This window comes from Ruegeria sp. AH12, assembly GCF_056541465.1.
On record NZ_JBQFYL010000001.1, the window covers coordinates 724247 to 745225 of the forward strand.

25 protein-coding genes and 1 tRNA gene are annotated in these 20979 nt (G+C 56.8%); 17 read left to right on the forward strand and 9 right to left on the reverse strand.

Annotated features, from left to right (window positions below; translation table 11 throughout):
* Nucleotide 1: 1 nt before the first annotated feature.
* The 4 genes from ACR0EL_RS03665 to ACR0EL_RS03680 form a co-directional block, all read right to left on the reverse strand.
* Nucleotides 2–877, reverse strand: coding sequence for a branched-chain amino acid ABC transporter permease (locus ACR0EL_RS03665; RefSeq protein WP_480498269.1), 876 nt, complete (start codon nucleotides 875–877; stop codon nucleotides 2–4).
* A 69-nt stretch (nucleotides 878–946) separates the two neighbouring features.
* Nucleotides 947–1975 carry an alcohol dehydrogenase catalytic domain-containing protein gene (locus tag ACR0EL_RS03670; RefSeq protein ID WP_480498271.1) on the reverse strand — a complete coding sequence of 343 codons (1029 nt, stop codon included), beginning with the start codon at nucleotides 1973–1975 and terminating at the stop codon, nucleotides 947–949.
* Nucleotides 1976–2171: 196 nt separating this feature from the next.
* Nucleotides 2172–2717 carry a hypothetical protein gene (locus ACR0EL_RS03675; RefSeq protein ID WP_480498273.1) on the reverse strand — a complete coding sequence of 182 codons (546 nt, stop codon included), beginning with the start codon at nucleotides 2715–2717 and terminating at the stop codon, nucleotides 2172–2174.
* Nucleotides 2718–2934: 217 nt separating this feature from the next.
* Nucleotides 2935–3024 (reverse strand) — tRNA-Ser (locus tag ACR0EL_RS03680).
* 123 nt (nucleotides 3025–3147) lie between these two features.
* Between ACR0EL_RS03680 and ACR0EL_RS03685 the strand changes: the two genes are divergently transcribed.
* The 10 genes from ACR0EL_RS03685 (at nucleotide 3148) to ACR0EL_RS03730 (ending at nucleotide 11115) form a co-directional block, all read left to right on the forward strand.
* Entirely contained in the window at nucleotides 3148–3990 is an 843-nt protein-coding gene (locus ACR0EL_RS03685; protein ID WP_480498275.1) for a DUF2059 domain-containing protein, read from the forward strand.
* A complete protein-coding gene (locus tag ACR0EL_RS03690; protein ID WP_480498277.1) occupies nucleotides 3990–4790 on the forward strand; it encodes a DUF2059 domain-containing protein in 801 nt (266 codons plus the stop codon). The genes ACR0EL_RS03685 and ACR0EL_RS03690 overlap by 1 nt, the downstream gene beginning before the upstream one ends.
* A 208-nt stretch (nucleotides 4791–4998) precedes the next feature.
* The gene (locus tag ACR0EL_RS03695) at nucleotides 4999–5658 is read left to right on the forward strand and encodes a 50S ribosomal protein L21 (RefSeq protein ID WP_480498279.1); all 660 of its coding nucleotides are present in this window, start codon (nucleotides 4999–5001) and stop codon (nucleotides 5656–5658) included.
* Nucleotides 5659–5669: 11 nt separating this feature from the next.
* Nucleotides 5670–5939, forward strand: coding sequence for a 50S ribosomal protein L27 (gene rpmA / locus ACR0EL_RS03700; RefSeq protein WP_039535512.1), 270 nt, complete (start codon nucleotides 5670–5672; stop codon nucleotides 5937–5939).
* Between the two features lie 84 nt (nucleotides 5940–6023).
* Entirely contained in the window at nucleotides 6024–6527 is a 504-nt protein-coding gene (locus ACR0EL_RS03705; RefSeq protein ID WP_480498281.1) for a GNAT family N-acetyltransferase, read from the forward strand.
* Entirely contained in the window at nucleotides 6524–7132 is a 609-nt protein-coding gene (locus ACR0EL_RS03710) for a LysE family translocator (RefSeq protein ID WP_480498283.1), read from the forward strand. The genes ACR0EL_RS03705 and ACR0EL_RS03710 overlap by 4 nt, the downstream gene beginning before the upstream one ends.
* The gene (locus ACR0EL_RS03715; RefSeq protein WP_480498285.1) at nucleotides 7129–7665 is read left to right on the forward strand and encodes a GNAT family N-acetyltransferase; all 537 of its coding nucleotides are present in this window, start codon (nucleotides 7129–7131) and stop codon (nucleotides 7663–7665) included. Before ACR0EL_RS03710 ends, ACR0EL_RS03715 begins: the two co-directional genes overlap by 4 nt.
* Nucleotides 7666–7702: 37 nt before the next feature.
* The gene (gene obgE / locus ACR0EL_RS03720) at nucleotides 7703–8737 is read left to right on the forward strand and encodes a GTPase ObgE (RefSeq protein ID WP_480498287.1); all 1035 of its coding nucleotides are present in this window, start codon (nucleotides 7703–7705) and stop codon (nucleotides 8735–8737) included.
* Nucleotides 8725–9831, forward strand: a complete 1107-nt coding sequence (proB, locus tag ACR0EL_RS03725; protein ID WP_480498288.1) for a glutamate 5-kinase — start codon at nucleotides 8725–8727, stop codon at nucleotides 9829–9831. The genes obgE and proB overlap by 13 nt, the downstream gene beginning before the upstream one ends.
* A gap of 21 nt (nucleotides 9832–9852) precedes the next feature.
* On the forward strand, nucleotides 9853–11115 hold the full coding sequence (locus ACR0EL_RS03730; RefSeq protein WP_480498290.1) for a glutamate-5-semialdehyde dehydrogenase: 1263 nt from the start codon (nucleotides 9853–9855) through the stop codon (nucleotides 11113–11115).
* Here the strand turns inward: ACR0EL_RS03730 and ACR0EL_RS03735 are convergent.
* Entirely contained in the window at nucleotides 11112–11708 is a 597-nt protein-coding gene (locus ACR0EL_RS03735) for a histidine phosphotransferase family protein (protein WP_480498292.1), read from the reverse strand. The two genes, ACR0EL_RS03730 and ACR0EL_RS03735, sit on opposite strands and share 4 nt — an antisense overlap.
* A gap of 43 nt (nucleotides 11709–11751) precedes the next feature.
* Between ACR0EL_RS03735 and ACR0EL_RS03740 the strand changes: the two genes are divergently transcribed.
* The 5 genes from ACR0EL_RS03740 to tsf all read left to right on the forward strand — a co-directional run bounded on the left by ACR0EL_RS03740 (nucleotide 11752) and on the right by tsf (nucleotide 15550).
* Entirely contained in the window at nucleotides 11752–11934 is a 183-nt protein-coding gene (locus ACR0EL_RS03740) for a DUF3553 domain-containing protein (protein WP_050602459.1), read from the forward strand.
* A 100-nt stretch (nucleotides 11935–12034) separates the two neighbouring features.
* Nucleotides 12035–12790, forward strand: a complete 756-nt coding sequence (olsB, locus tag ACR0EL_RS03745) for an L-ornithine N(alpha)-acyltransferase (RefSeq protein ID WP_480498294.1) — start codon at nucleotides 12035–12037, stop codon at nucleotides 12788–12790.
* Nucleotides 12777–13631 (forward strand): lyso-ornithine lipid O-acyltransferase, encoded by an 855-nt coding sequence (gene olsA, locus ACR0EL_RS03750; protein ID WP_480498296.1) that lies wholly within the window; start codon nucleotides 12777–12779, stop codon nucleotides 13629–13631. Before olsB ends, olsA begins: the two co-directional genes overlap by 14 nt.
* Nucleotides 13632–13797: 166 nt before the next feature.
* The gene (gene rpsB / locus ACR0EL_RS03755; RefSeq protein ID WP_480498298.1) at nucleotides 13798–14598 is read left to right on the forward strand and encodes a 30S ribosomal protein S2; all 801 of its coding nucleotides are present in this window, start codon (nucleotides 13798–13800) and stop codon (nucleotides 14596–14598) included.
* 76 nt (nucleotides 14599–14674) lie between these two features.
* Nucleotides 14675–15550, forward strand: coding sequence for a translation elongation factor Ts (gene tsf, locus ACR0EL_RS03760; protein WP_480498301.1), 876 nt, complete (start codon nucleotides 14675–14677; stop codon nucleotides 15548–15550).
* A 338-nt stretch (nucleotides 15551–15888) separates the two neighbouring features.
* Here the strand turns inward: tsf and ACR0EL_RS03765 are convergent, their stop codons facing one another.
* From ACR0EL_RS03765 to ACR0EL_RS03775, 3 genes are all read right to left on the reverse strand, one after another.
* Nucleotides 15889–16644 (reverse strand): LuxR family transcriptional regulator, encoded by a 756-nt coding sequence (locus ACR0EL_RS03765; protein ID WP_480498303.1) that lies wholly within the window; start codon nucleotides 16642–16644, stop codon nucleotides 15889–15891.
* Nucleotides 16641–17090: a type II 3-dehydroquinate dehydratase gene (aroQ, locus tag ACR0EL_RS03770; RefSeq protein ID WP_353007596.1), complete on the reverse strand. Its 450-nt coding sequence runs from the start codon at nucleotides 17088–17090 to the stop codon at nucleotides 16641–16643. The genes ACR0EL_RS03765 and aroQ overlap by 4 nt, the downstream gene beginning before the upstream one ends.
* A 123-nt stretch (nucleotides 17091–17213) precedes the next feature.
* Nucleotides 17214–18215, reverse strand: coding sequence for an NADPH:quinone oxidoreductase family protein (locus ACR0EL_RS03775; protein WP_480498305.1), 1002 nt, complete (start codon nucleotides 18213–18215; stop codon nucleotides 17214–17216).
* A 123-nt stretch (nucleotides 18216–18338) separates the two neighbouring features.
* On the opposite strand from ACR0EL_RS03775, the gene ACR0EL_RS03780 reads away from it, so the two are divergent.
* Entirely contained in the window at nucleotides 18339–19157 is an 819-nt protein-coding gene (locus tag ACR0EL_RS03780) for an SDR family NAD(P)-dependent oxidoreductase (protein WP_480498307.1), read from the forward strand.
* Nucleotides 19158–19170: 13 nt separating this feature from the next.
* Nucleotides 19171–20199 carry a phosphotransferase family protein gene (locus ACR0EL_RS03785; RefSeq protein WP_480498309.1) on the forward strand — a complete coding sequence of 343 codons (1029 nt, stop codon included), beginning with the start codon at nucleotides 19171–19173 and terminating at the stop codon, nucleotides 20197–20199.
* 27 nt (nucleotides 20200–20226) lie between these two features.
* Here the strand turns inward: ACR0EL_RS03785 and ACR0EL_RS03790 are convergent, their stop codons facing one another.
* Nucleotides 20227–20832 (reverse strand): DsbA family protein, encoded by a 606-nt coding sequence (locus tag ACR0EL_RS03790; RefSeq protein ID WP_480498311.1) that lies wholly within the window; start codon nucleotides 20830–20832, stop codon nucleotides 20227–20229.
* Nucleotides 20833–20979 lie beyond the last annotated feature (147 nt).

Sequence of the window (20979 nt, forward strand, 5' to 3'; positions counted from 1 at the left end):
CTCAGACCTTCTTGACCCGAACCTGACTGAACAGCCCGTTGGGGCGAAAGATCAGCACGGCCAGCAACAGCGCATACGGGGCGATCTGGCTGTAGCCGGCGGCGATATAGCGGCTGGCAAAGGGCTCTATCACGCCCACGATCAACCCGCCCGCAAGTGCGCCGGGCAGGCTGCCAAAACCGCCGATCACGGCAGCGGCGAAGGCTTTGATCCCCAGCAGGCCGGTGGTTGGGTCCACCGACCCTTTGGCCGCAAAGAGAATGCCTGCAATCCCTGCGACAACCCCGGCAAGCGCCCAGATGAAACCCTGCACGCGCTTGACCGGAATGCCCATATAGTAGGCCGCCAACTGGTTCTGCGAGGCACCCTGCATTGCCAGCCCCAGCTTGGTTTTGCTGAAAAACACGTAAAGACCCCAGGTCAGCAGGACGGTCACGACGATGACGGCCACATCCTCCATCCCCAGTACAAGCCCGCCAAAGCGGACCTCTTTCCCAGCCAGCGGGTTTTGCAAGGTATGAGGTTCGTGCCCCCAGATCAGACCAGCGACAAAGCGGATCACAAAACCCAAAGCGATGGTCAGGATCACAACGGCGGTCTGGCTTTCCCCAAACATGCGGCGGATGATCAGCCGATCCAGCAGATACCCCAGCGTACCCATGATCCCGAGTGAGATCGGCAGCGCCATCCAGAAGGGTAATCCCATATATTCGGTATTCGTCAGGCCAATGGTGACAAAGGCCCCCAGCATCATGAAGTCGCCCTGAGCGAAATTCACAGCTTCGGTCGCTTTGTAGATCAGAACAAAGCCAAGCGCGATCAGGCCATACACACACCCGTTCGCCAGCCCGCTGATCAGCAGCTGCGCGTTATCCAAGCTTTCCTCCCCATGCCGGTGATCCGGTTCATGTCTGATCCGCACAGCGAACGCGCGGCGTTTGTTCTACTATGGCGTGATAATCACCTTCCCGTCACTCTTTTTCAGCGCATCGGCCAGAATTGGGATCAGATTTCGGAGTGTAAGCCGTTCCGAAACATCGGTTTTCCACCGCCCGTCGGCAAAGCGCGCTTGCACTTCAGCCACAACGCGCATTTGATCAGCGGGTGGCGTGGACATCATCCATTGAGTCAACCAGAACCCTTCGATCTGCTTGCCCATAAAGATCAACTGGCCGGTTTGTGTCAGGGTAGGGGCTTCGCTGCCCAGCTTGCCATAACAGACCCAGCGCGCCCGGTTTGGCATCGCGCAAAAGATCTGTTCCGAGAGTTGATCCATCACCGCATCCAGGAACATGCGGGGTTTGAGTTTGGCGCTCAGTTCGGAGAATTTCTGCGCAACATCTGTATCGGTGGTAACCAACACCTCAGCCGCGCCAAGGCCTTTGAGCATATCAACTGCCTCGGCCCGTCGGACCAGAGCAATGGGCTTCAGACCCAGATCGCGCCCCAAGCTGCACATCAGTTTGCCCAGCTGGCTGGTCGCGGCCGAAAGGACAAAGGCGTCTCCAGCCTCTTTCGCCATGTCGACCATTGCCATCGCGGTCAGCGGATTGACGATTTGCGCCGCGCCGTCATCGTCCGAGATATCGGGGCGCAGCGGGATGCACATCTGCATTTGGGTCACGACATGTTCGGCCCAAGCACCAGAACCTGCCGCAACAAACGCCACGCGCTGCCCTTGCAGGGCCTCGGCCCCTTTGCCGGTGACCACGACGTCCCCACAGCCTTCAAACCCGGCTGCAGCGCCTTTGACCCGAGGCTGTCCATACTCACCCTTGATGAAATGCAGATCAGACGGGTTTACCGATGCGGTGCGCAAGCGGATCAGAACCTGGCCGGGACCGGGTTGGGGAACAGGCAGTTCCGCTTCGGCAAGCCAGTCCCCAGCATTCTCGATCACCGGTCCGGTCATGGTGCCGGAATACCCATCATGTTTGAGAATAGTTGCGAACATCGTTTTGGGAATTTCAGTCACAGATGCGCCCTCAGTTCAGCGCGCTTTCCAGTGAGTTCCGAAATCAAATGACGACGAGGGAAAGCAACGCGGTTGGTTTGAAGACAAGCCAAACAAATGGGCGGTGCGGCGTCAATCGCGTGTCGCGCTGACGTAGCGGAATTGGCAACTTCTTACATAGAAACAGGGCCAGCCCTAAGGGCTGACCCAATATCTTTTATTGTTCAGTCAGTAGGTTGCGCAGGTCCTGGATCTTCTGCAGCAGGGTTTCTGGCGACGCTTTGATTTCGTCGAAGATCTGGATCGCCTGCGTTTTCAGATCTTGCGTCAGGTCGCTGTCCTGAACAGACGCGACCATCGCGTCATAGTCGAACTCTCCGGCGGTCAGCAGCCCGTCCTGTAGCCAGGAATTGAACAACTCCTGCCCCTGATTGGCCAAGGCGGCCACTTGCTCGCCGGCCTGATCCGCGGCATCCGAAACCGATGAAGCGGCTTCGTTGGCCTGATCTGTAGCCGCGTCCAACGCGTCCGAGGCGGTATCCTGAGCGGTGTCTACAGCGTCATTTACAGCCTCCTGCGCGTCTGTGACCGCGTCATTCGCAGCTTCCCCAACAGCATCAGCGGCATCATCCACAGCATCGGCAGTATTTTGCGCCGCGTCCTGCAATTGCTCACCTGGAGTTTGCTCTGCCTGGTTAAAATAGAAATAGCCGCCAGCGCCGATTGCAGCGATGACAATGGCCAGAATAAGTGTACGCGACATGTGTCTCTCCTTTGAAATATGTGTCGCCGAGATGGGGCAAAACTATCTGTTCTCAAAGGGGAATTCTTTGTGTTTTTCTGCAACTGCGAGATATGGGCCAAGCTACGCTGATCCCGCGCCACCCGCGTGGCAAGAACACGCCCAATGCGAGATGGGAATGGGTTTAACCATGGTTTTGTATTGAGAAGAACGATCGATTTTGCTGGGCAAAACTAGCTGGCGGAGAGACAGGGATTCGAACCCTGGGTGGGCTTGCACCCACAACGGTTTTCGAGACCGCCCCGTTCGACCACTCCGGCACCTCTCCGCGGGGGTCTGTGAGGGGGGGATTTAGTTAGGAACGGGCAGGGGTGCAAGCAGAAAATTCCGGAATTCGCCAAAGCCGCGTTTTTCCATTGCCTATAGGGGTAAAACACCTAGGCTCATCCATATGACACATCAACCACGCCGCTTCGCCATCGCCTTTTTCGCCCCGCTTGTCGCGCTGATCCTATTGCCATCGCTTGTTATAGCCGCCAATCGGGATCGGATTGAGGCGTTTCTGACCACAACCGGATTTGATGTTGCATTAGAAAGCATCGCTTTGGCATCCGGTTCAGCACCGCAAATGCTGGGGATTGATCCAGAAGGGTTCGGGTCTGATTGGACGCGCCTGACAGAAGAGGTGTTCGACACCGAAGGCATGCATGAAACTGCCGTTTCGATCCTGGAGGAGACGCTAAGCGACGATGCCCTGAACCACGCAGTCAATTTCTACGCATCAGACTTGGGTCAGCGTCTGGTCGAGGCTGAAAACGCCTCGCACATGGAAGAGGATGACGACGTTAAACAACAGCAAGGTCAGGAGATTTTTGCCGCGCTGGTTCAGGCTGGATCGCCGCGGGTCGAAAGCTACAAACGCATGAATGCGGCGATCGATTCCTCGGGCACTTCCTTACGAGCGTTGCAAGAAATTCAGGTGCGGTTTTTGCTGGCTGCAAGCGCATCCGGCGTGATCGAATTGCAGTTGAGCGCTGAAGAGCTAAGGCAGATGTTGAAAAGCAACGAAGCTGGGATGCGACAATCCTTGCAGCTTTCTGGTTTGGCGGGGGCGGCCTATACCTATCAGGCGTTCTCGGATACCGAAGTTGACGATTATGTGGACGCTTTGGAACATCCGCTTATGCAAGAAGTCTATGAGCTGCTGAATGCCATTCAGTATGAAATCATGGCCATGCGTTTCGAAGTGCTGGCCGCCCGCATGGCTGAACTGCACCCCGCTCAGGATATCTGATGCGCCTTCTGTGCCTGTTCTCAGTGCTGCTTGTCGGGGCGTGGCCTGCGTTCGCCAATGAGAAAGCCGAACAACTGGCCGAGGCTATGCGGCTTGACCAAGTGGCACAAATTCTTGCGGAAGAGGGTGACATATATCGGCGCGAAGTGGATGAAACGCTGCTGGATAATGCGGGTGGAGATTTCTTTCAGGCCCAGGTGCAGGACATTTATGATCCGACCTGGATGCGCAACCAGATGCGTGACGCGTTTGCCGCCCAAATGTCAGACGGACAGATGGATCAGGCCATCGTCTTTTATGAAAGTGACCTGGGTCAGACGGTCGTTTCGCTTGAAAACTCGGCCCGTCGCGCCTTTCTGACCCCCGAAATCGAGGAGATGGCGCGCGCCACATACAAGGACGCATTAGCTGACTCGATGTTGTTCGAACTCGTGACAGAGTTCATTGGGGTCAATGATTTGGTCGAGCAGAATGTGCAGGGTACGCTGAGCGCCCAATACAACTTCTTCAAAGGGATGACACTAGGTCAGCCCGGCGACGACGCCGAGTTGTTGGCGCAGCTTTTGGCGGAACAGGACGCCAAAACAGAGGACACGACCGAATGGCTCTATTCCTTTCTGCTAATGGCCTATGCACCGCTGGATGAGGCTGAAATGCGCGAATACATCGCCTTTTCCAGAACCAAGACCGGGCAGGCGCTGAATACCGCCTTGTTTGACGGGTTTGACCAGATGTTTAATACGATCTCGTTCCAGTTGGGCGAGGCTGTGGCACAAGTCTTGAACGGGTCCGATCTTTGACACGCTTTGGTGTTGACTTTGCCCCCTAATCCATGGATAAGCGCGCATCCCGGCCGGAATACCGCGCCGGGTATCGTTATTATTTGACCCTTGGACTTGCTTCAAAGGTCATTCATCACAGCCCGAAAAGGGCGCGCTGTTCGAGGTGGCGAAAGCCGGCAACACCCATGCGGGGACCACAGAACGCGGTTTGGAAAAGGAAAGTCGCATGTTTGCGGTCCTCAAGACTGGCGGCAAGCAGTACAAGGTTCAGGCGGGCGATGTGCTCCGCGTTGAAAAACTGGCTGCCGATGCAGGTGAAAAAGTTCAATTCAACGATGTTCTGATGCTGGGCGGCGACGCTCCGGTTGTTGGCTCACCTTTCGTTGAAGGCGCAGGCGTACAGGCCGAAGTGATCGACCAGATCAAAGGTGACAAGGTCATCAAGTTCGTCAAACGTCGTCGTAAGCACAGCTCGAAGCGTACCGTTGGCCACCGTCAGAAGCTGACACTGGTCAAAATCACCGACATCCTGTCGTCTGGTGCGGACAAGTCGGGCATCAAAGCGGCGACCGGTTCGGTTTCTGCGGCGGCTGTCGAAGCAGCTGCGCCGAAGAAAGCACCGGCCAAGAAATCTGCTGCGAAAAAAGACGCGGCACCCAAGGCTGAAGCACCGGCTGCTGACGCTGGTGCAGACGATCTGAAGAAACTGTCCGGTGTTGGCCCCGCGCTCGAGAAGAAGCTTCTTGCAGCTGGCATCACCACCTTTGCCCAGATTGCGGCATGGACGGAAGAAGACGTTGCTGCTATGGACGAGAAACTGTCGTTCAAAGGTCGGATCGAGCGTGAAGGCTGGATCGAACAGGCCAAAGAACTGGCTAAAGGCTAAGGAGAGAGAGAATGGCACATAAAAAAGCTGGCGGTTCCTCCCGTAACGGTCGCGACTCAGCGGGTCGTCGCCTTGGCGTGAAACTCTATGGTGGCCAGGCCGCCATCGCAGGCAACATCATCGTACGTCAGCGTGGCACCAAATTCTGGCCGGGCGAAGGCGTAGGCATGGGCAAAGATCACACCATCTTTGCAACCACCGATGGCGCCGTGAAGTTCCACAAGGGACTTAAAAACCGCACCTTTATTTCGGTCCTGCCAGTGGCGGAGGCCGCAGAGTAAGCCGAGACCCAGAAGGTTTAAGAAAAATTCATGGGGGACCGGCAGAAAGTGCCGGTCCCCTTTCTCGTTTTCAGGAGTGGTTGTATGACCGAGGTGATCAAAACAGAGCGTCTGATCCTGCGCCGGTTCCGGGGCGAGGATGCGTCGCGCCTTGTTGTACTCTTGAACGATTTGGATGTGGTTCGCTGGGTAAACAGCATACCCTTTCCTTTTTCTATTGAAGACGCAGAGAACTTTGTCACCAACCTTGCCACACAGGTCTATGATGCGTTTGCGATTGAAAAAGAAAACCAACTGATCGGCACTGTTTCTGCGGGCGAAGAGCTTGGGTACTGGTTGGGTCAACCCTATTGGGGCCAAGGCATTGCGACCGAAAGTGCTCGTGCGGTTGTGCATCGCCATTTCGCAAACCGCAGTGAAAAGCTGAAAGCGTCTTACCATCTTGGGAACGAACGCTCTCGCTCCGTACTGTCCAAGTTGGGTTTTATTGCGACCTCGCAGTCCGAAGCCGTTGCCCGGTCAACGAAGGAAACCGTAACGCTTCAATGGATGGAGCTTAGCGAAAGAAACTGGGAGGCTGCGAAATGACAGTCGCAACCACCAGTTTCCTTCTGTTTGCCGCCAGCCAGGTCGGCACCCCGGGACCAGCCAATATGGTCCTGCTGGGGACAGGTGCGCGCTATGGCTTTCGGGCGGCCTTGCCGTTTGTTGCAGGGGTCATCCTGGGCAAGCAGTTGATCATCTGGCCCGTTGGCTTTGGCCTGATGCAATTGGCCGATCGGGTGCCTTTTGTCTTTGAGGTGCTCAAATACGCCTCGGCGGCCTATATCATCTGGTTGGCCTGGAAAATCGCGAACCTGCGCTTATCGCGAGGGCAAGGCGATGTTGCTGTGCCCGGTTTCTGGTCGGGGCTGATCGTGCACCCGCTGAACCCCAAAGCCTGGGCGATGATCATCGCAGGCTTTACCGGCTTTGTCGCGGCTGGAACATCGACCTTTCAGGCGACTTTAACAATCGCGCTTTGTTTGTTGGTTTGTCAGGTAATTCTTCACCCGATTTGGACTTTTGCAGGCGATAGAATCGCCCATGCGGTTGAAGGAAGGCCTATGGAAAAATATCTGATGTGGACGTTAGCGAGTGTCACAGTTGCGTCCGTACTTTTCGTGTTGTTCGGAGGAGGAGCACAGACATGAAACTTGAGACGATAATCAACCAGCCGGTCATCGAAACCGAGCGGTTCGACCTGCGCCCACTGCGCCGGTCGGATATGGGTCTCATTGAACATTATGCAGGCGATGAGCGCGTGGCGCGCATGACCACGACAATTCCACATCCTCTGCCACCCGGCTCGACCGAGGCTTTTGTAACTCGTGCCATGGTGGATGAGCGGGAAGAAGACGTTTGGGCATTGGATGCCACCAAGGATGGTGGTCCCGAACTGATCGGCCTGATCTCGCTACAAAGGCTGGATCGCAATCAGGCCGAGGTCGGCTATTGGGTCGCGCCGGTCTATTGGAACTCCGGCATCGCCTCATTGGCGGTTGAGGCTTTGGTTCTGGCCAACCCCCTGCAGCATTCCAGCATGTTCGCCAGTGTGTTTCAGGACAATCCAGCCTCGGCGCGGGTGCTGACTCATTGCGGGTTCGAGTATCTTGGCGATGCCGAGACCTATTCGGTGGCACGCGACGCAAATGTGCCCACCTGGACATATAGCAAAAAACTCTGACTTGTGGCCAATGGGGCCTTTGCAGTAGGGGACAGTTATGAAATTTCTCGATCTTGCAAAGGTCTACATCCGGTCCGGAGCCGGCGGTAGCGGCTGCGTCAGCTTTCGACGCGAAAAATACATCGAATATGGCGGTCCTGATGGCGGGGACGGCGGCAAAGGCGGGACTGTCTGGGCCGAGGTCGTGGATGGGCTGAACACCCTGATCGATTTCCGCTATCAGCAGCATTTCTTTGCCAAAAACGGCCAGCCCGGTCGCGGTCAGCAGCGTACGGGTAAGGATGGCGACGACATCATCCTGCGCGTGCCTGTCGGGACCGAGATCCTTGATGAGGACGAAGAAACCGTAATCTGTGACCTGACCGAAGTTGGACAGCGTTTCCTGCTGGCCAAGGGCGGCAATGGCGGGTTCGGCAATCTGCATTTCAAATCCGCCACCAATCAGGCCCCGCGCCGTGCCAATCCGGGGCAGGCGGGAATTGATCGTACGATATGGCTGCGATTGAAGCTCATCGCGGATGTGGGACTGCTGGGCATGCCCAACGCGGGCAAATCTACCTTTCTGGCGGCCACATCGAATGCACGCCCCAAGATCGCCGACTATCCGTTCACGACTTTGCACCCCAATCTGGGTGTTGTCGGCGTCGACAATGTCGAATTCGTCGTGGCCGATATCCCCGGCCTGATCGAAGGCGCGCATGAAGGGCGCGGGATCGGAGACCGGTTTCTGGGCCATGTGGAACGCTGCGCTGTGCTGCTGCATCTGGTTGATGGCACCTCGGAAACCGTGGCCGAAGACTATCGCACCATCATTCATGAGCTGGAAGCCTATGGCGGTGAATTGGCCGACAAGCCCCGGATCACTGTGTTGAACAAAGTTGATGCGCTGGATGAAGAAGAACGCGACCTCGCCAAGTCTGAACTGGAAGAGGCCGTTGGCGGCCCTGTCATGACCATGTCCGGCGTTGCCCATCTGGGCGTGACCGAGGTGTTGCGAGCGCTGCGGGCCGAGATCGATGAAAATCGCCTCCGCCAGAAACCCACGGAGGAGGCCCAATCGTGGCAACCCTGACCGCAGCGCGTCGTTTGGTGGTCAAGATCGGGTCGGCCTTGTTGGTGGACCGGCAGTCCGGCGTGTTGCGTTCGGATTGGTTGAAATCGCTGGCACAGGATGTGGCCTGGCTCAAGGGGCAGGGGGCTGATGTCATTCTGGTATCCTCGGGCTCAATCGCCTTGGGCCGTGGCGTTTTGGGCCTGCCCGCCGCGACGCTGCCGTTGGAGCAATCTCAGGCCGCCGCAGCGGTGGGTCAAATCCGGCTGGCCCGCGCTTATGAAGAAGCGCTGACCCCGCATGAGATCACTACGGCGCAGGTTCTGGTCACGCTGGAAGACAGCGAAGATCGGCGGCGCTATTTGAACTCGCGTGCGACTTTGGAAACCTTGCTGGGTCTCGGCGTCGTACCCATTGTCAACGAAAACGACACCGTCGCCACGGATGAAATCCGCTATGGCGACAATGACCGTCTGGCGGCCCAGATCGCGGTGACGGTTGGCGCGGATCAGTTGATCCTTTTGTCCGACGTGGATGGGTTCTATTCGGGCAATCCGAACAAAGATGCCTCGGCCAAGCGATATGAGACAATCGAACTTATTACACCCGAGATCGAGGCGATGGCAGGTGATGCCGGGTCTGGCCTGTCCAAAGGTGGGATGAAGACCAAATTGCTGGCGGCCAAGATGGCAACGGCGGCTGGGTGCGACATGGCGATTACCGAAGGTTCGACACTTAACCCTCTGCAATCACTTGAAAATGGTGCCAACTGCACGTGGTTCACGGCCAAGCTGGATCCGCATGCGGCGCGTAAGCGTTGGATTTCAGCAATGAAACCAAGGGGTGAGATCACCGTGGATGAGGGTGCAGCCAAAGCGCTCGCAAATGGCAATAGCTTGCTGCCTGCTGGAATTACCGAAGTCACCGGCGATTTCGGGCGCGGCGATCCGGTCGCGGTCCTGGACCCTCAGGCGCGACGGTTGGCTCAAGGGATCAGCCGCTACACGGCGCAAGAGGCCGACGCGATCAAAGGGCGCAAATCCTCGGAGATAGAGGCGACGCTGGGCTATCCCGGTCGCGCGGCGCTAATCCACAGGGACGATTTGGCGATTTAGCGGCGCAGAAAGGTGCACAAGATGAAAGACCTCGACAATATTCCCGCCCTGATGGCCGATCTCGGCAAACGCGCCAAAGTCGCCGCGCGCGAACTTGCCTTTGCCAGTGCTGAACGCAAACATGCAGCCATGATCGCCGCCGCCGATGCGGTTTGGAAGAATCGTGCCGAGATCATCGAAGCCAACAAAAAAGACCTGGAATTCGGTCGCAACAAAGGCCTCAGCCCCGCTATGATGGACCGCCTGATGCTGGACGAAGCCCGCATTCAGGGTATGGTCGATGGGCTGCGCACCGTTGCGGAACAGACGGACCCTGTGGGTGAGGTGATTACCGAATGGGATATGCCCTCGGGCCTGCATATTCAGCGGGTTCGGACGCCCCTGGGCGTGATCGGGGTGATCTATGAAAGCCGCCCTAATGTAACCGCCGATGCGGGCGCGCTTAGCCTGAAATCCGGCAATGCGGTGATTTTGCGGGGCGGATCCGAAGGGTTCCATTCGTCCACTGCAATCCATGCCTGTCTGATCGAAGGTCTGAAAGCGGCAAATCTGCCCGAAGATTCTATTCAACTCGTGCCGACCCGTGATCGCGCCGCGGTTCAGGAATTGCTGACCATGACCGACTATGTCGACGTTATCGTGCCGCGCGGTGGCAAAGGGCTGGTCGGGTTAGTGCAGCGAGAGGCGCGCGTGCCCGTCTTTGCGCATCTGGAAGGTATTGTTCACATCTATGTCGACAAAGCCGCTGATCCGCAGAAGACGCTTGAGGTGGTGCTGAACGCGAAAACCCGACGCACAGGTATCTGCGGCGCAGCGGAATGCCTACTAATCCATCAGGATATTGCCGAAACTCTGGGGCGTGACCTGGTTGCTGCTCTGATCGCCGCAGGCGTCGAAGTCCATGCCGAGGGCGCCCTGGCCGTTGATGGAACGGTGCAAGCAACAGCTGATGATTGGGGCAAAGAGTTTCTGGACAGCATCATTGCGGCCAAACCGGTGGCCGATATTGATGCCGCCATCGCGCATATCCAGCAATATGGCTCGAACCATACTGACTGCATCATGACCGAGGATGATCAGGCGGCATCGCGTTTCTTTGAGCGGCTCGACAGCGCGATCTTGATGCACAACGCCTCGACCCAGTTTGCCGATGGCGGCGAATTTGGGATGGGCGCAGAGATTGGGATCGCAACCGGCAAGATGCATGCGCGTGGCCCGGTAGGTGCGGCGCAGTTGACCAGTTTTCAGTATCTGGTGCGCGGCAACGGCACGATCCGGAGCTAAAACCTCAGCGCCACGCGGGTCGAGCTGGTTTCGACCGCGACCCGCCGTCCTATCGTTGCTGCGGATTCTGGCAAAAGTGCAAATTGCACCTGTGCAGGCGTGATCTTGCCGGAGGTGCGTCCTGTGGACACGCTTTTCCATAAGTCGCTGTCAATATTCAGTTTATCAGCAGTTCCGACGACCTGACAGCCCGAGCCGTTGGTCGAGATTTCAACTTCACCCCCCAAGGGCATCGCACTTTCGCAACACATCAGGGCCAAAAAGGCCAGCTTGACCTGATTGCGCGGTACGGGCTCGGTCAGGTTCCACCTGACCCGAACGCGCCCGGCACGTTCTATATCGTTCAGCAGCTCTACTATTTCGGTTTTTCCCAAGGGCTGATCGCTGGCCGCACCAAAGGCTACGCGAAAGAACCGAATGCGCGCACCAGCGCTGCCGACGCTGCCCGAGATCAACTCCATCTCGGGACCTTGCACGGCGCCCACCATCTCGAGCAGTTCCAACCCGTTGGTGATTGCCCCGATCGGGCTGATCAGATCGTGACAGATCCGCGATCCGATCAGTTCGGCCAGGTTGACGTCTGATGCGCCCATGCGTACCTCCTGCTGTATCTGCCGCAGGATACAAGGGACCCGCATGACAGACATGAATGCTATTCTTGCACCGGGCATGTTTGTTCGCCACCCGGATTTCCCCGAATGGGGTGTCGGACAGGTACAGTCCAACATCGCAGGCAAGATCACCGTAAACTTCCGCGAGCAGGGGAAAGTGGTAATCGACGGAACGCGCATCGCCCTGATGCCCGTCTTTGATCCGTGAAACTGGTTTAGGAAAGGTTAACAACCCTGACCAAGGGAGCAACAGTTGCGCCTGGTCGAAAGACTGCGGTATCAGCCCCTAAACAAGAACGGATCACCTTATGCCGGATACTGGCCCCACCTTCACCGTAAAGCTCGCCGAGACCGAGGCAGAGCTACGCGCCGCACAACGGCTGCGCTATGACGTCTTTGTGAGTGAACTGGGCGGTGGTGGTGACCTGGTGGATCACGAAGCAGGGCTCGAGAAAGACAGGTTCGATCCGTATTTCGATCATATGCTGGCTTATGACGACGGCACCGGGGAAATCATCGGCGTTTACAGGATGTTGCCTGGGGAACGTGCAGCAGATATCGGGCAGTTTTATTCCGAGGATGAATATGATCTGAGCGTGCTGAAAAACAGCGGACGTCGGCTGTTGGAGCTGGGTCGGTCCTGCTTGCACAAGGACTATCGAGGCGGCTCGGCGATGTATCATCTTTGGAACGGGCTGGCCGGCTATGTGGCCGAGCGACAGATTGAGGTTCTGTTTGGTGTGGCCAGCTTTCACGGCACGGATGTGGCCACCTTGGCCCAGCCCTTGGCGATGCTGCATCACAACCACCTTGCGCCGCCTGATCTGCGGGTGCGGGCGCAGTCGGATGTGTTCCAATCCATGAATCTTGTCGCGCCTCAGGATTTGGATCGCCGCGCCGCAATGGTTCAGGTGCCCGCGCTGATCAAAGCCTATCTGCGGTTGGGTGGTTTTGTGGGCGAGGGGGCATTTATCGACCACAACTTTAACACGACGGATGTTTGCCTGATCCTCGACACCGCGCGCATGAATGAACGCCAAAGGCGCATCTATGGTGGAGCGTAACGCGGTGAGCGACCCCCTTTGGAACAGCGAAGACGCCCCGGACCCGATTGAGTTGGGGCCGGTTGGCTGGGTTCTGGTTCTGCTGCGCGGTTTGCCCTTGGCCATTCTGGTCTTTGGCGGGCTGATCATCTTGCTGCTGGTGCGCCTTGTTGAACGGCCCCTCTATGGTCTGCACCGCCCGGTCACGCCATTCATCACCCAATTCGTCTGCCGCAACGCCTTTCGCATTCTTGGAATTACGTTCAGGACATCGGGTGAGTTAATGCAGCATTGCGGGGCTGTTGTGGCCAACCATACTTCGTGGCTGGATATTTTTGCCCTCAATGCACGTAAGCGGATTTATTTTGTCTCAAAAGCTGAAGTGGCGCGCTGGCCCGGCATTGGCTGGCTGGCACGCGCGACGGGCACCGTCTTTATTGATCGGAACCCCAAAAAAGCAAAGGAACAAACCAAGATATTCGAAGATCGGCTGAAAGCCGGACACAAGTTGTTGTTTTTTCCAGAAGGCACCTCGACCGACGGGTTGCGGGTTTTGCCATTTAAAACAACGCTTTTCGCCGCGTTCTTTACAGAAGAGTTGCGCGATTTCATGTATGTACAGCCCGTTACAGCGGTGTTCCACGCGCCAGATGGACAGCCAGCCCGCTTTTATGGCTGGTGGGGAGATATGGAGTTCGGTCCGCATCTGCTCAAGACATTAGCTGCGCGGCGACAGGGAGCGGTCGAGTTGATTTACCACGCACCAGCCAAGGTCAGCGACTTTGAAAACCGCAAAGCACTGGCGGCTTGGTGTGAGCAAGCCGTTCGTCACGCACACAGCTTGGCGCGGCTTGAAAAATAGGGGCATTTGACCCTTGCACTACCCCAAAACCTGCCGTATACGCGCGCCATTCAAACCCGCAGGCGGGGTTTGGGCTTTTTGAGGGAGACATCCTTATCTGGCCCGCCGGTTGGAGCATCCGCTTCTTTCACCCCCGCCCAGGCGTAAACCGGAAAAGGAAAATAGCATGGCTCTTCCCGAGTTCACCATGCGTCAGCTGCTGGAAGCTGGCGTTCACTTTGGTCACCAGACACAGCGTTGGAATCCCCGCATGGGCCCGTTCATCTACGGCTCGCGCAATGGCATCCACATCATGGACCTGACCCAGACGGTTCCGATGCTGGATCAGGCGCTGCAGGCTGTTCGTGACACCGTTGCAAAAGGCGGCCGTGTCCTGTTCGTTGGCACCAAGCGCCAGGCGGCTCAACCGATCGCTGAAGCAGCCGAAAAGTCGGCTCAGTATTTCATGAACCACCGCTGGCTGGGCGGCACGCTGACCAACTGGAAAACCGTTTCCCAGTCGATCAACCGTCTGAACCAGATTGACGAAGCGATGGAATCGGGCGCCGAAGGCCTGACCAAGAAAGAGCGTCTGGGCATGGAACGTGACCAGGCCAAGCTGCAAGCTTCGCTGGGCGGTATCCGCGAAATGGGCGGCGTTCCTGACCTGCTGTTTGTCATCGACGTCAAGAAAGAAGCACTGGCCATCGCTGAAGCCAACAAGCTGGGTATTCCAGTTGTGGCTGTTGTCGATACCAACTGCTCGCCCGATGGTGTGGATTACATCATCCCTGGCAACGACGATGCAGCGCGCGCCATCGCTCTGTACTGCGATCTGGCCGCACGTGCCGCTCTGGACGGTATGACCGCTCAGATGGGTGCAGCAGGCGTTGACCTGGGTGCATTCGAAGAAGCACCGGTTGAAGAAGCCGTTGCCGAAGAAGCGCCTGCGGAAGAAGCCGCGCCGGAAGCCAAAGCCGAAGCGTAAGCTGCCCGTCACGTTACTGACATATGGGGCAGGGTAGACCTGCCCCAAATCCGTTTGAATTGAGGAGAGCCTAAAGATGGCAATCACAGCAGCAATGGTTAAAGAACTGCGCGACTCGACCGGCGCAGGCATGATGGACGCAAAAAAAGCGCTGACCGAAACCGGCGGCAACATGGACGAGGCCGTTGACTGGCTGCGCACCAAAGGTCTCGCCAAAGCGGCCAAGAAATCGGGCCGTACAGCAGCCGAAGGTCTGGTCGCTGTTCACGTCAACGGCGGCACCGGCGTTGCGGTCGAAGTGAACTCGGAAACCGACTTCGTTGCGAAAAACGCTGAATTCCAGGAAATGGTCGGCAAGATCGCATTTGCTGCAGAAGGTGTTGACGATGTTGACGCGCTGCTGGCGGCTGACCTGGGCGGCAAAAACGTTGCCGACACCCTGACTGACAAGATCGCCACCATTGGCGAAAACATGTCGGTTCGCCGTATGGCCAAACTGTCGGGCGACACGGTTGTGTCCTACGTCCACAACGCGGCCACCAATGGCATGGGTAAAATCGGCGTTCTGGTTGCTCTGACCGGTGGTGACGAGGCGATCGGCAAACAGGTTGCGATGCACATCGCGGCTGTGAACCCGGCGGCCCTGTCCGAGGCGGATATGGATGCGGCTATCGTCGAGAAGGAAAAGCAGGTTCAGATGGACATCGCCCGTGAATCCGGCAAGCCGGAGCAGGTGATCGAAAAGATGATCATCGGCCGTATGAAGAAATTCGTCGCCGAATCGACTCTGCTGAACCAGCAGTTCGTTGTGAACCCTGACCTGACCGTCGAAGCGGCGGCCAAAGAGGCAGGTGCAACCATCACCGGCTTCATTCGTCTGGAAGTCGGCGAGGGTATTGTGGTCGAAAAAGAAGACTTCGCAGCCGAAGTCGCCAAGGCGGCTCAGGGCTAAGGCCTTTCAAAGGCCCCGGTCTGGGGCCTTTTCAAAGCATCGAAACGGGTTGCGCGGTCGCAGCCCGTTTTTTTGTTTTCGTCAAACTGAGAATAGATTGGAGGGCCCCGCATGATGGGGATGGTCGAGGCCCCCCAAATTTCCGACCTAGCGACGCGGACAAATAGGCGCCCCTGTGTCAGAGTGATCAGAGAGCTTTGATATTGCAAAGATCTGATCGAAGTGTTCCCTGGCTAAAGCCACCACTCACGGAACAAGACCAATTTGCAATTTTACGTACCAATTCGGAAGTCATGTTTTCCTTACCTAAGGTAAGCTGTCATGAATGCCCCAGGTGCTCAGGCTTCCATAAGGAACATCTGATTGTGCAGAGATGCCTTTAGTACGGCCTGTGCTGTGGTCTCAACCGACAGGGATTCACGCGCCAGCCTCAGGTGCTTTTCTACGGTTGCCGAGGTCAGCCCCATCAACAGCGCGATATCCTGTGTTGTCTTGCCATCGCCGACCCATTCCAACGCTTCCCGCTGCCGCTTTGTCAGCGCGCGGTTGGGCGGGTTGTAGGGCAGGGTCAGGATTTTCAGATGCGCCATATTGTTCATGAGCAATATGTCATCGCCGTGCTCAGCCCAGATCGCGTCAACCTCATCCTGACTAAGCCCATCCTGCGCTGACAGCGAAATGGCGCCTTTTGAGCGCATCGAGACCGAGTTGAAGCTGACCGTATAGCCGTTCACGACGCCCATTGATCGATTGAAATCGATCACTCTCTGCTCTTCAGCACTCATCTGGCCTGTAGACATCATCTGTTGGATCATTTGCCAACTGGCCGCGCCTTCATTGTCCAGCGCCCATTTGAGCATCGGGGCGTGAAAATACATCCCATGTTGCAGGAACCCATCCGTGTAGGCCGGATCATGGTTGGACAGGATCACAAAGTCTTCGGGATCGCCCAACGAGGTTTCGGTCCGGTACTGCGTATAACCATAGATCAGCCGGTCAAAGCCGAACAGCGCCATTTGGCGGCAATGGGCGTCCCACAGCTCTTCCAGCGTTTTGGCATAGCTCACAAAGTGCAGATACTCGTTTAGCTTCATCTGCCACCCGTTGACCCAAGATGGGCCGCAATGGCGTCTAGCGCCAGAACGTAGCTTTGCGCACCAAATCCGCAGATTTGCCCCAGTGCGACTGGCGCGATAAAGGACTTATGACGAAACGCTTCACGGGCGTGAATATTCGACAGATGCACTTCGACCAGCGGTAACCCGACGGACGAGATCGCATCCATCAGCGCCACGGATGTATGCGTATAGCCGCCCGCATTCAGGATCAGCCCATGCTGTGTCTCGCGCGCGGCGTGAATGGCATCAATCAAGGCACCTTCGTGGTTCGACTGGAAATGGGTTACGGTCAGACCAAGCTTAGCGCCATGGTCAACGCACAGATCCTCGACCATCTGCAATGTGGTGCTGCCATAAACCTCTGGCTGGCGGGTGCCAAGCAGGTTCAGGTTCGGACCATTCAAAACCAGAATGTTCGTCATGTCTTTTTATTCCCCATCACTGGTTCATAGCCACGATTAGCCTGAGTTGTCTACTGCGCTTTGTTGCGCAGTGACACAATCCCTGCTGGCTGCAGAACCGTCTTTCACGCCGTTCTGTGACCCTCAGGTCGCGCCCGGTGTGATGACCAGTTTGCCCAACACAGAACGATCCGCCAGTAGCTTCAACGCATCGGCAGCCTGATTCAGGGGGAACTGTGCGCTAATACGGGGTTTGATTTGACCCTTTGCGTAGAGCGTAAATAGCTCTGCCACATTCTGTGCATGACCCTGGGGATCTCGAAACACCGACGCGCCCCAAAAGACGCCAACGATCTGGCACCCTTTGAGCAGAGGTAGGTTCAGCGGAAGGTTGGGGATGCCGGCAGGGAAACCCACCACCAGAAAACGCCCGTTCCACGCCATACTGCGCAATGCGGGCTCAGAAAACGGCCCGCCGACGGCATCATAGACAACATCCACGCCATTGGGACCTGCCAGCGCTTTGATCTGGCCCGAGAACGCTTTCTGGGCGTCTCTATCCATCTCGCGCGGATAAACGATTGTCTCATCCGCACCGATCTGTTTGCAAAATGCGGCCTTGTCCTCGGATGACACGGCGGCGATCACCCGCGCACCCATAGCTTTGCCCAGCTCAATCGCGGCAGAGCCGACACCACCCGCGGCCCCCAAGATCAGCATGGTTTCACCGGCTTGAAGGGATGCCCGGTCCTTGAGCGCGTGGTATGAGGTGCCATAAGTGAAAATGAAACAGGCCGCGTCCTTATAGGGCATGTCATCCGGGAACTTGATGGCAGTTGCGGCCTTGATCGTCAGATGGGTCGCAAACCCGCCATAACCCGTCAGTGCGAGAACCCTATCACCCGGTTCAAAATCTGTTACGCCCTCGCCGATAGCCAGAACCTCTCCGGCGATTTCGCCGCCGGGGGCGAAGGGGCGCGGCGGTTTCATCTGATAGAGATCGCGAATGATCAGCGTATCCGGGAAATTCACCCCGGCTGCTTTCACGGCGATCAACAACTTGCCCTTGCCAGGCGATGGATCGGGCAGGGTGGTCAGTTCCAAAGTCTCTGGCCCGCCGGGGGCGACGCTGAGTAATGCTTGCATGTTGACCCTGTTGTCCCTGTTATTCCGGTATCGGAAACTCTTGAGGCTGGGTTATGTATTGTCAACGGCCACCTCTGGTTCCCGTCACGGCAACCGCCACCACGTGTAAGTGAGGAGACACGCATGACCCCCGAAACCCTTTTTTCGCTTCAGGGTAAAACCGCGCTGGTCACAGGCGGGGCCACCGGTATAGGCCGTATGGCTGCCGAGGCGCTGGTGCGGGCCGGGGCCCATGTGATGATCGCCTCACGCAAGGGTGAGGCGTGCGCTGCGGTCGCTGAAGAACTCAACGCGCTGGAGGCGCCGGGCAGTGCGGTAGGGTTTGCGGGCGACCTGGGCAGCAAAGAAGGGATCGAGGCGCTTGTTTCTGACATCAACGCGCGGACCGAGGCGCTTGATATCCTTATGAATAATTCTGGTGTCAGCTGGGGTGCGCCGATGGGTCAGTTTCCTTATGAAGCCTGGGACAAGGTGATGTCTGTCAACGTGACGGGCATTTTCGAACTGACGCAAAGACTGCTGCCGTTGCTGATGAAATCCGGAACAGCCGAGGACCCGGCGCGGGTCATCAATGTCGGCTCGGTGATGGGTGAGGTTCCAATGGGCGATGGCGCCTATAGCTATTCTGCCTCGAAAGCGGCTGTTTTACATCTGACCAAAATCCTGGCCAAAGAGCTGTCGCCCTATCATGTCACCGTAAACGCCCTAGCCCCGGGGCCCTTTGTGTCTAAGATGACAGCTTTTGCCACCGCGGATGAGGGCACGCGCGAAAAGGTCGGAAAATCGGTGCCTTTAGGGCGCGTTGGGCGGGATGAGGACATTGCAGGCTGTATGCTGTTCCTCTGCGGTCGCGGCGGAGGATACGTAACAGGTGCAGTCATTCCGGTGTCGGGCGGTATTAACGTCGTAACCGCTCCGAATATCTTTGCCGAAGCCCTTTAGGTGAGGATCGGACATGACAACCAACACCGATTTGGACCTGGCTGCTATCGACGCCTATCTGTCAGCGCATCTGACGGGATATAGCGGCCCACTCGAAGCCCGAAAATTTGCGATCGGGCAATCTAACCCGACCTATGAACTGCTCACACCCGATCGATCCTATGTACTACGTCGCAAACCCCCCGGGGTGCTTCTGAAATCAGCCCATGCGGTAGATCGCGAATTTCGCGTGCAAAGCGCCTTGGCCGACAGCCCGGTTCCGGTGCCCAAGATGCTGGCGCTGTGCGAGGACGAAACCGTCATAGGTTCAGCCTTTTATGTCATGGAGCATCTTAAAGGTCGGGTCTTCCTGCAACCCACGCTGGAGGGGGAAAGCAACGAAGTTCGCAGTGCCATTCTGGATGAAATGAACCGCGTTCTGGCCGAGCTTCATATGGTGGATATCGACGCAGTCGGCCTGTCTGATTATGGGCCTACAGGTAACTATTTCGAACGCCAGATCTCGCGCTGGACCAAGCAATATCGTGCTTCGGAAACATCTGATATCGCCGATATGAACGCGCTTATCGATGCACTCACCTCTGCGATCCCAGACGATGACGGGCAACGCACGCTGGTGCATGGAGATTACCGCATCGACAACCTGATGTTTGCTACAGATGGGACGGACTGTATTGGCGTTCTGGATTGGGAATTGTCCACAATCGGCCACCCCTACGCCGATCTGGCCGCAGTGATCATGCAATGGCAGATGCCACCGGGCAAAGAAGGGCGCGGCTTGGCAGGTATTAATCGGGATCAGCTCGGCTTGCCCAGCGACGCGGCCTTTGTCGCGCAGTATTGTGCACGGCGGGGGTTGCCGGGGATTAATAACTTCGGCTTCTACCTGGCGTTCAACTTCTTCCGAATGGCCGGAATCCTACAGGGTGTCTATAAACGTGCGCTGGACGGAAACGCCTCAGATCCGAAACGCGCCCAAGCATTCGGGGCCTACGTTCCCGTTTTTGCACAGCATGGCTTGGCTGCACTTAAGCAAGATTAATATATCGCGATAGAGCTTTGTTTTGGATCACTTATGTAGCGCGAGTTCCAGATCCAGATTGCCCAGACTGTTCTTTCCAAAGAACATCTCAGACCCTGCAAACATGCTGGGCACGCCAAAGACGCCGCGCCTGACCATAGCCTTGGTTTGCTCTTTCAACATCTGCTTAGTTTGAGGCGCGGCAATCGCCTCACGGATTTTGCGAACGGGCAGTTCTGCCTCACGCAGGATGTCGGTCAGCACACCCAGTTCTTCTACCTTTTGACCATGCACCCAGATTGCATCAAAAACGGCATCTATATATTTGTTTTCCCATGATTTACTCGATGCATAATATGCGCCGCGCATGACGAATTTGCTATTGATCGGGAAGTGCGGGCTCATGTGGAAACTCACGCCGCGCCGCCGGGCAAAGCGATGCAGGTCATGTGTCAGATAGGCCGTTTTCTGACGGTTTTCGGAATACGCCTTGAACGGGCTCTGGTTGTTGGTCGACTTGAAAACACCGGACAACAGCACCGGGATCGGGTTGATCTTCGCCTTGTGCTTTTTGGCAAGTTCCGGCAGCATCTTATATGCAAGAAACGCGTTTGGGCTGCTGAAATCGTAAACGAAATCTATAGTTTGCGCCATGTTGATACTCCAATTTTGGGGTGTCAGCAGATTTTAGAACAGGCACACAACGAATCCGCGACAAGGGCCGTCTTTATGTGGAAACAATCGCTTATGGGCTGGGCAAAGCAAAGGGCCATTTTCTCGATTTATCACTGACCAGTTCCA

Coding starts and splice junctions, on each gene's coding strand:
- ACR0EL_RS03675 (WP_480498273.1), bottom strand. CDS start 2,717: ATGTCGCGTACACTTATTCTGGCCATTGTCATCGCTGCAATCGGCGCT.
- ACR0EL_RS03685 (WP_480498275.1), top strand. CDS start 3,148: ATGACACATCAACCACGCCGCTTCGCCATCGCCTTTTTCGCCCCGCTT.
- ACR0EL_RS03690 (WP_480498277.1), top strand. CDS start 3,990: ATGCGCCTTCTGTGCCTGTTCTCAGTGCTGCTTGTCGGGGCGTGGCCT.
- ACR0EL_RS03695 (WP_480498279.1), top strand. CDS start 4,999: ATGTTTGCGGTCCTCAAGACTGGCGGCAAGCAGTACAAGGTTCAGGCG.
- rpmA (WP_039535512.1), top strand. CDS start 5,670: ATGGCACATAAAAAAGCTGGCGGTTCCTCCCGTAACGGTCGCGACTCA.
- ACR0EL_RS03705 (WP_480498281.1), top strand. CDS start 6,024: ATGACCGAGGTGATCAAAACAGAGCGTCTGATCCTGCGCCGGTTCCGG.
- ACR0EL_RS03710 (WP_480498283.1), top strand. CDS start 6,524: ATGACAGTCGCAACCACCAGTTTCCTTCTGTTTGCCGCCAGCCAGGTC.
- ACR0EL_RS03715 (WP_480498285.1), top strand. CDS start 7,129: ATGAAACTTGAGACGATAATCAACCAGCCGGTCATCGAAACCGAGCGG.
- obgE (WP_480498287.1), top strand. CDS start 7,703: ATGAAATTTCTCGATCTTGCAAAGGTCTACATCCGGTCCGGAGCCGGC.
- ACR0EL_RS03730 (WP_480498290.1), top strand. CDS start 9,853: ATGAAAGACCTCGACAATATTCCCGCCCTGATGGCCGATCTCGGCAAA.
- ACR0EL_RS03735 (WP_480498292.1), bottom strand. CDS start 11,708: ATGGGCGCATCAGACGTCAACCTGGCCGAACTGATCGGATCGCGGATC.
- ACR0EL_RS03740 (WP_050602459.1), top strand. CDS start 11,752: ATGACAGACATGAATGCTATTCTTGCACCGGGCATGTTTGTTCGCCAC.
- olsB (WP_480498294.1), top strand. CDS start 12,035: ATGCCGGATACTGGCCCCACCTTCACCGTAAAGCTCGCCGAGACCGAG.
- olsA (WP_480498296.1), top strand. CDS start 12,777: ATGGTGGAGCGTAACGCGGTGAGCGACCCCCTTTGGAACAGCGAAGAC.
- rpsB (WP_480498298.1), top strand. CDS start 13,798: ATGGCTCTTCCCGAGTTCACCATGCGTCAGCTGCTGGAAGCTGGCGTT.
- tsf (WP_480498301.1), top strand. CDS start 14,675: ATGGCAATCACAGCAGCAATGGTTAAAGAACTGCGCGACTCGACCGGC.
- ACR0EL_RS03765 (WP_480498303.1), bottom strand. CDS start 16,644: ATGAAGCTAAACGAGTATCTGCACTTTGTGAGCTATGCCAAAACGCTG.
- aroQ (WP_353007596.1), bottom strand. CDS start 17,090: ATGACGAACATTCTGGTTTTGAATGGTCCGAACCTGAACCTGCTTGGC.
- ACR0EL_RS03775 (WP_480498305.1), bottom strand. CDS start 18,215: ATGCAAGCATTACTCAGCGTCGCCCCCGGCGGGCCAGAGACTTTGGAA.
- ACR0EL_RS03780 (WP_480498307.1), top strand. CDS start 18,339: ATGACCCCCGAAACCCTTTTTTCGCTTCAGGGTAAAACCGCGCTGGTC.
- ACR0EL_RS03785 (WP_480498309.1), top strand. CDS start 19,171: ATGACAACCAACACCGATTTGGACCTGGCTGCTATCGACGCCTATCTG.
- ACR0EL_RS03790 (WP_480498311.1), bottom strand. CDS start 20,832: ATGGCGCAAACTATAGATTTCGTTTACGATTTCAGCAGCCCAAACGCG.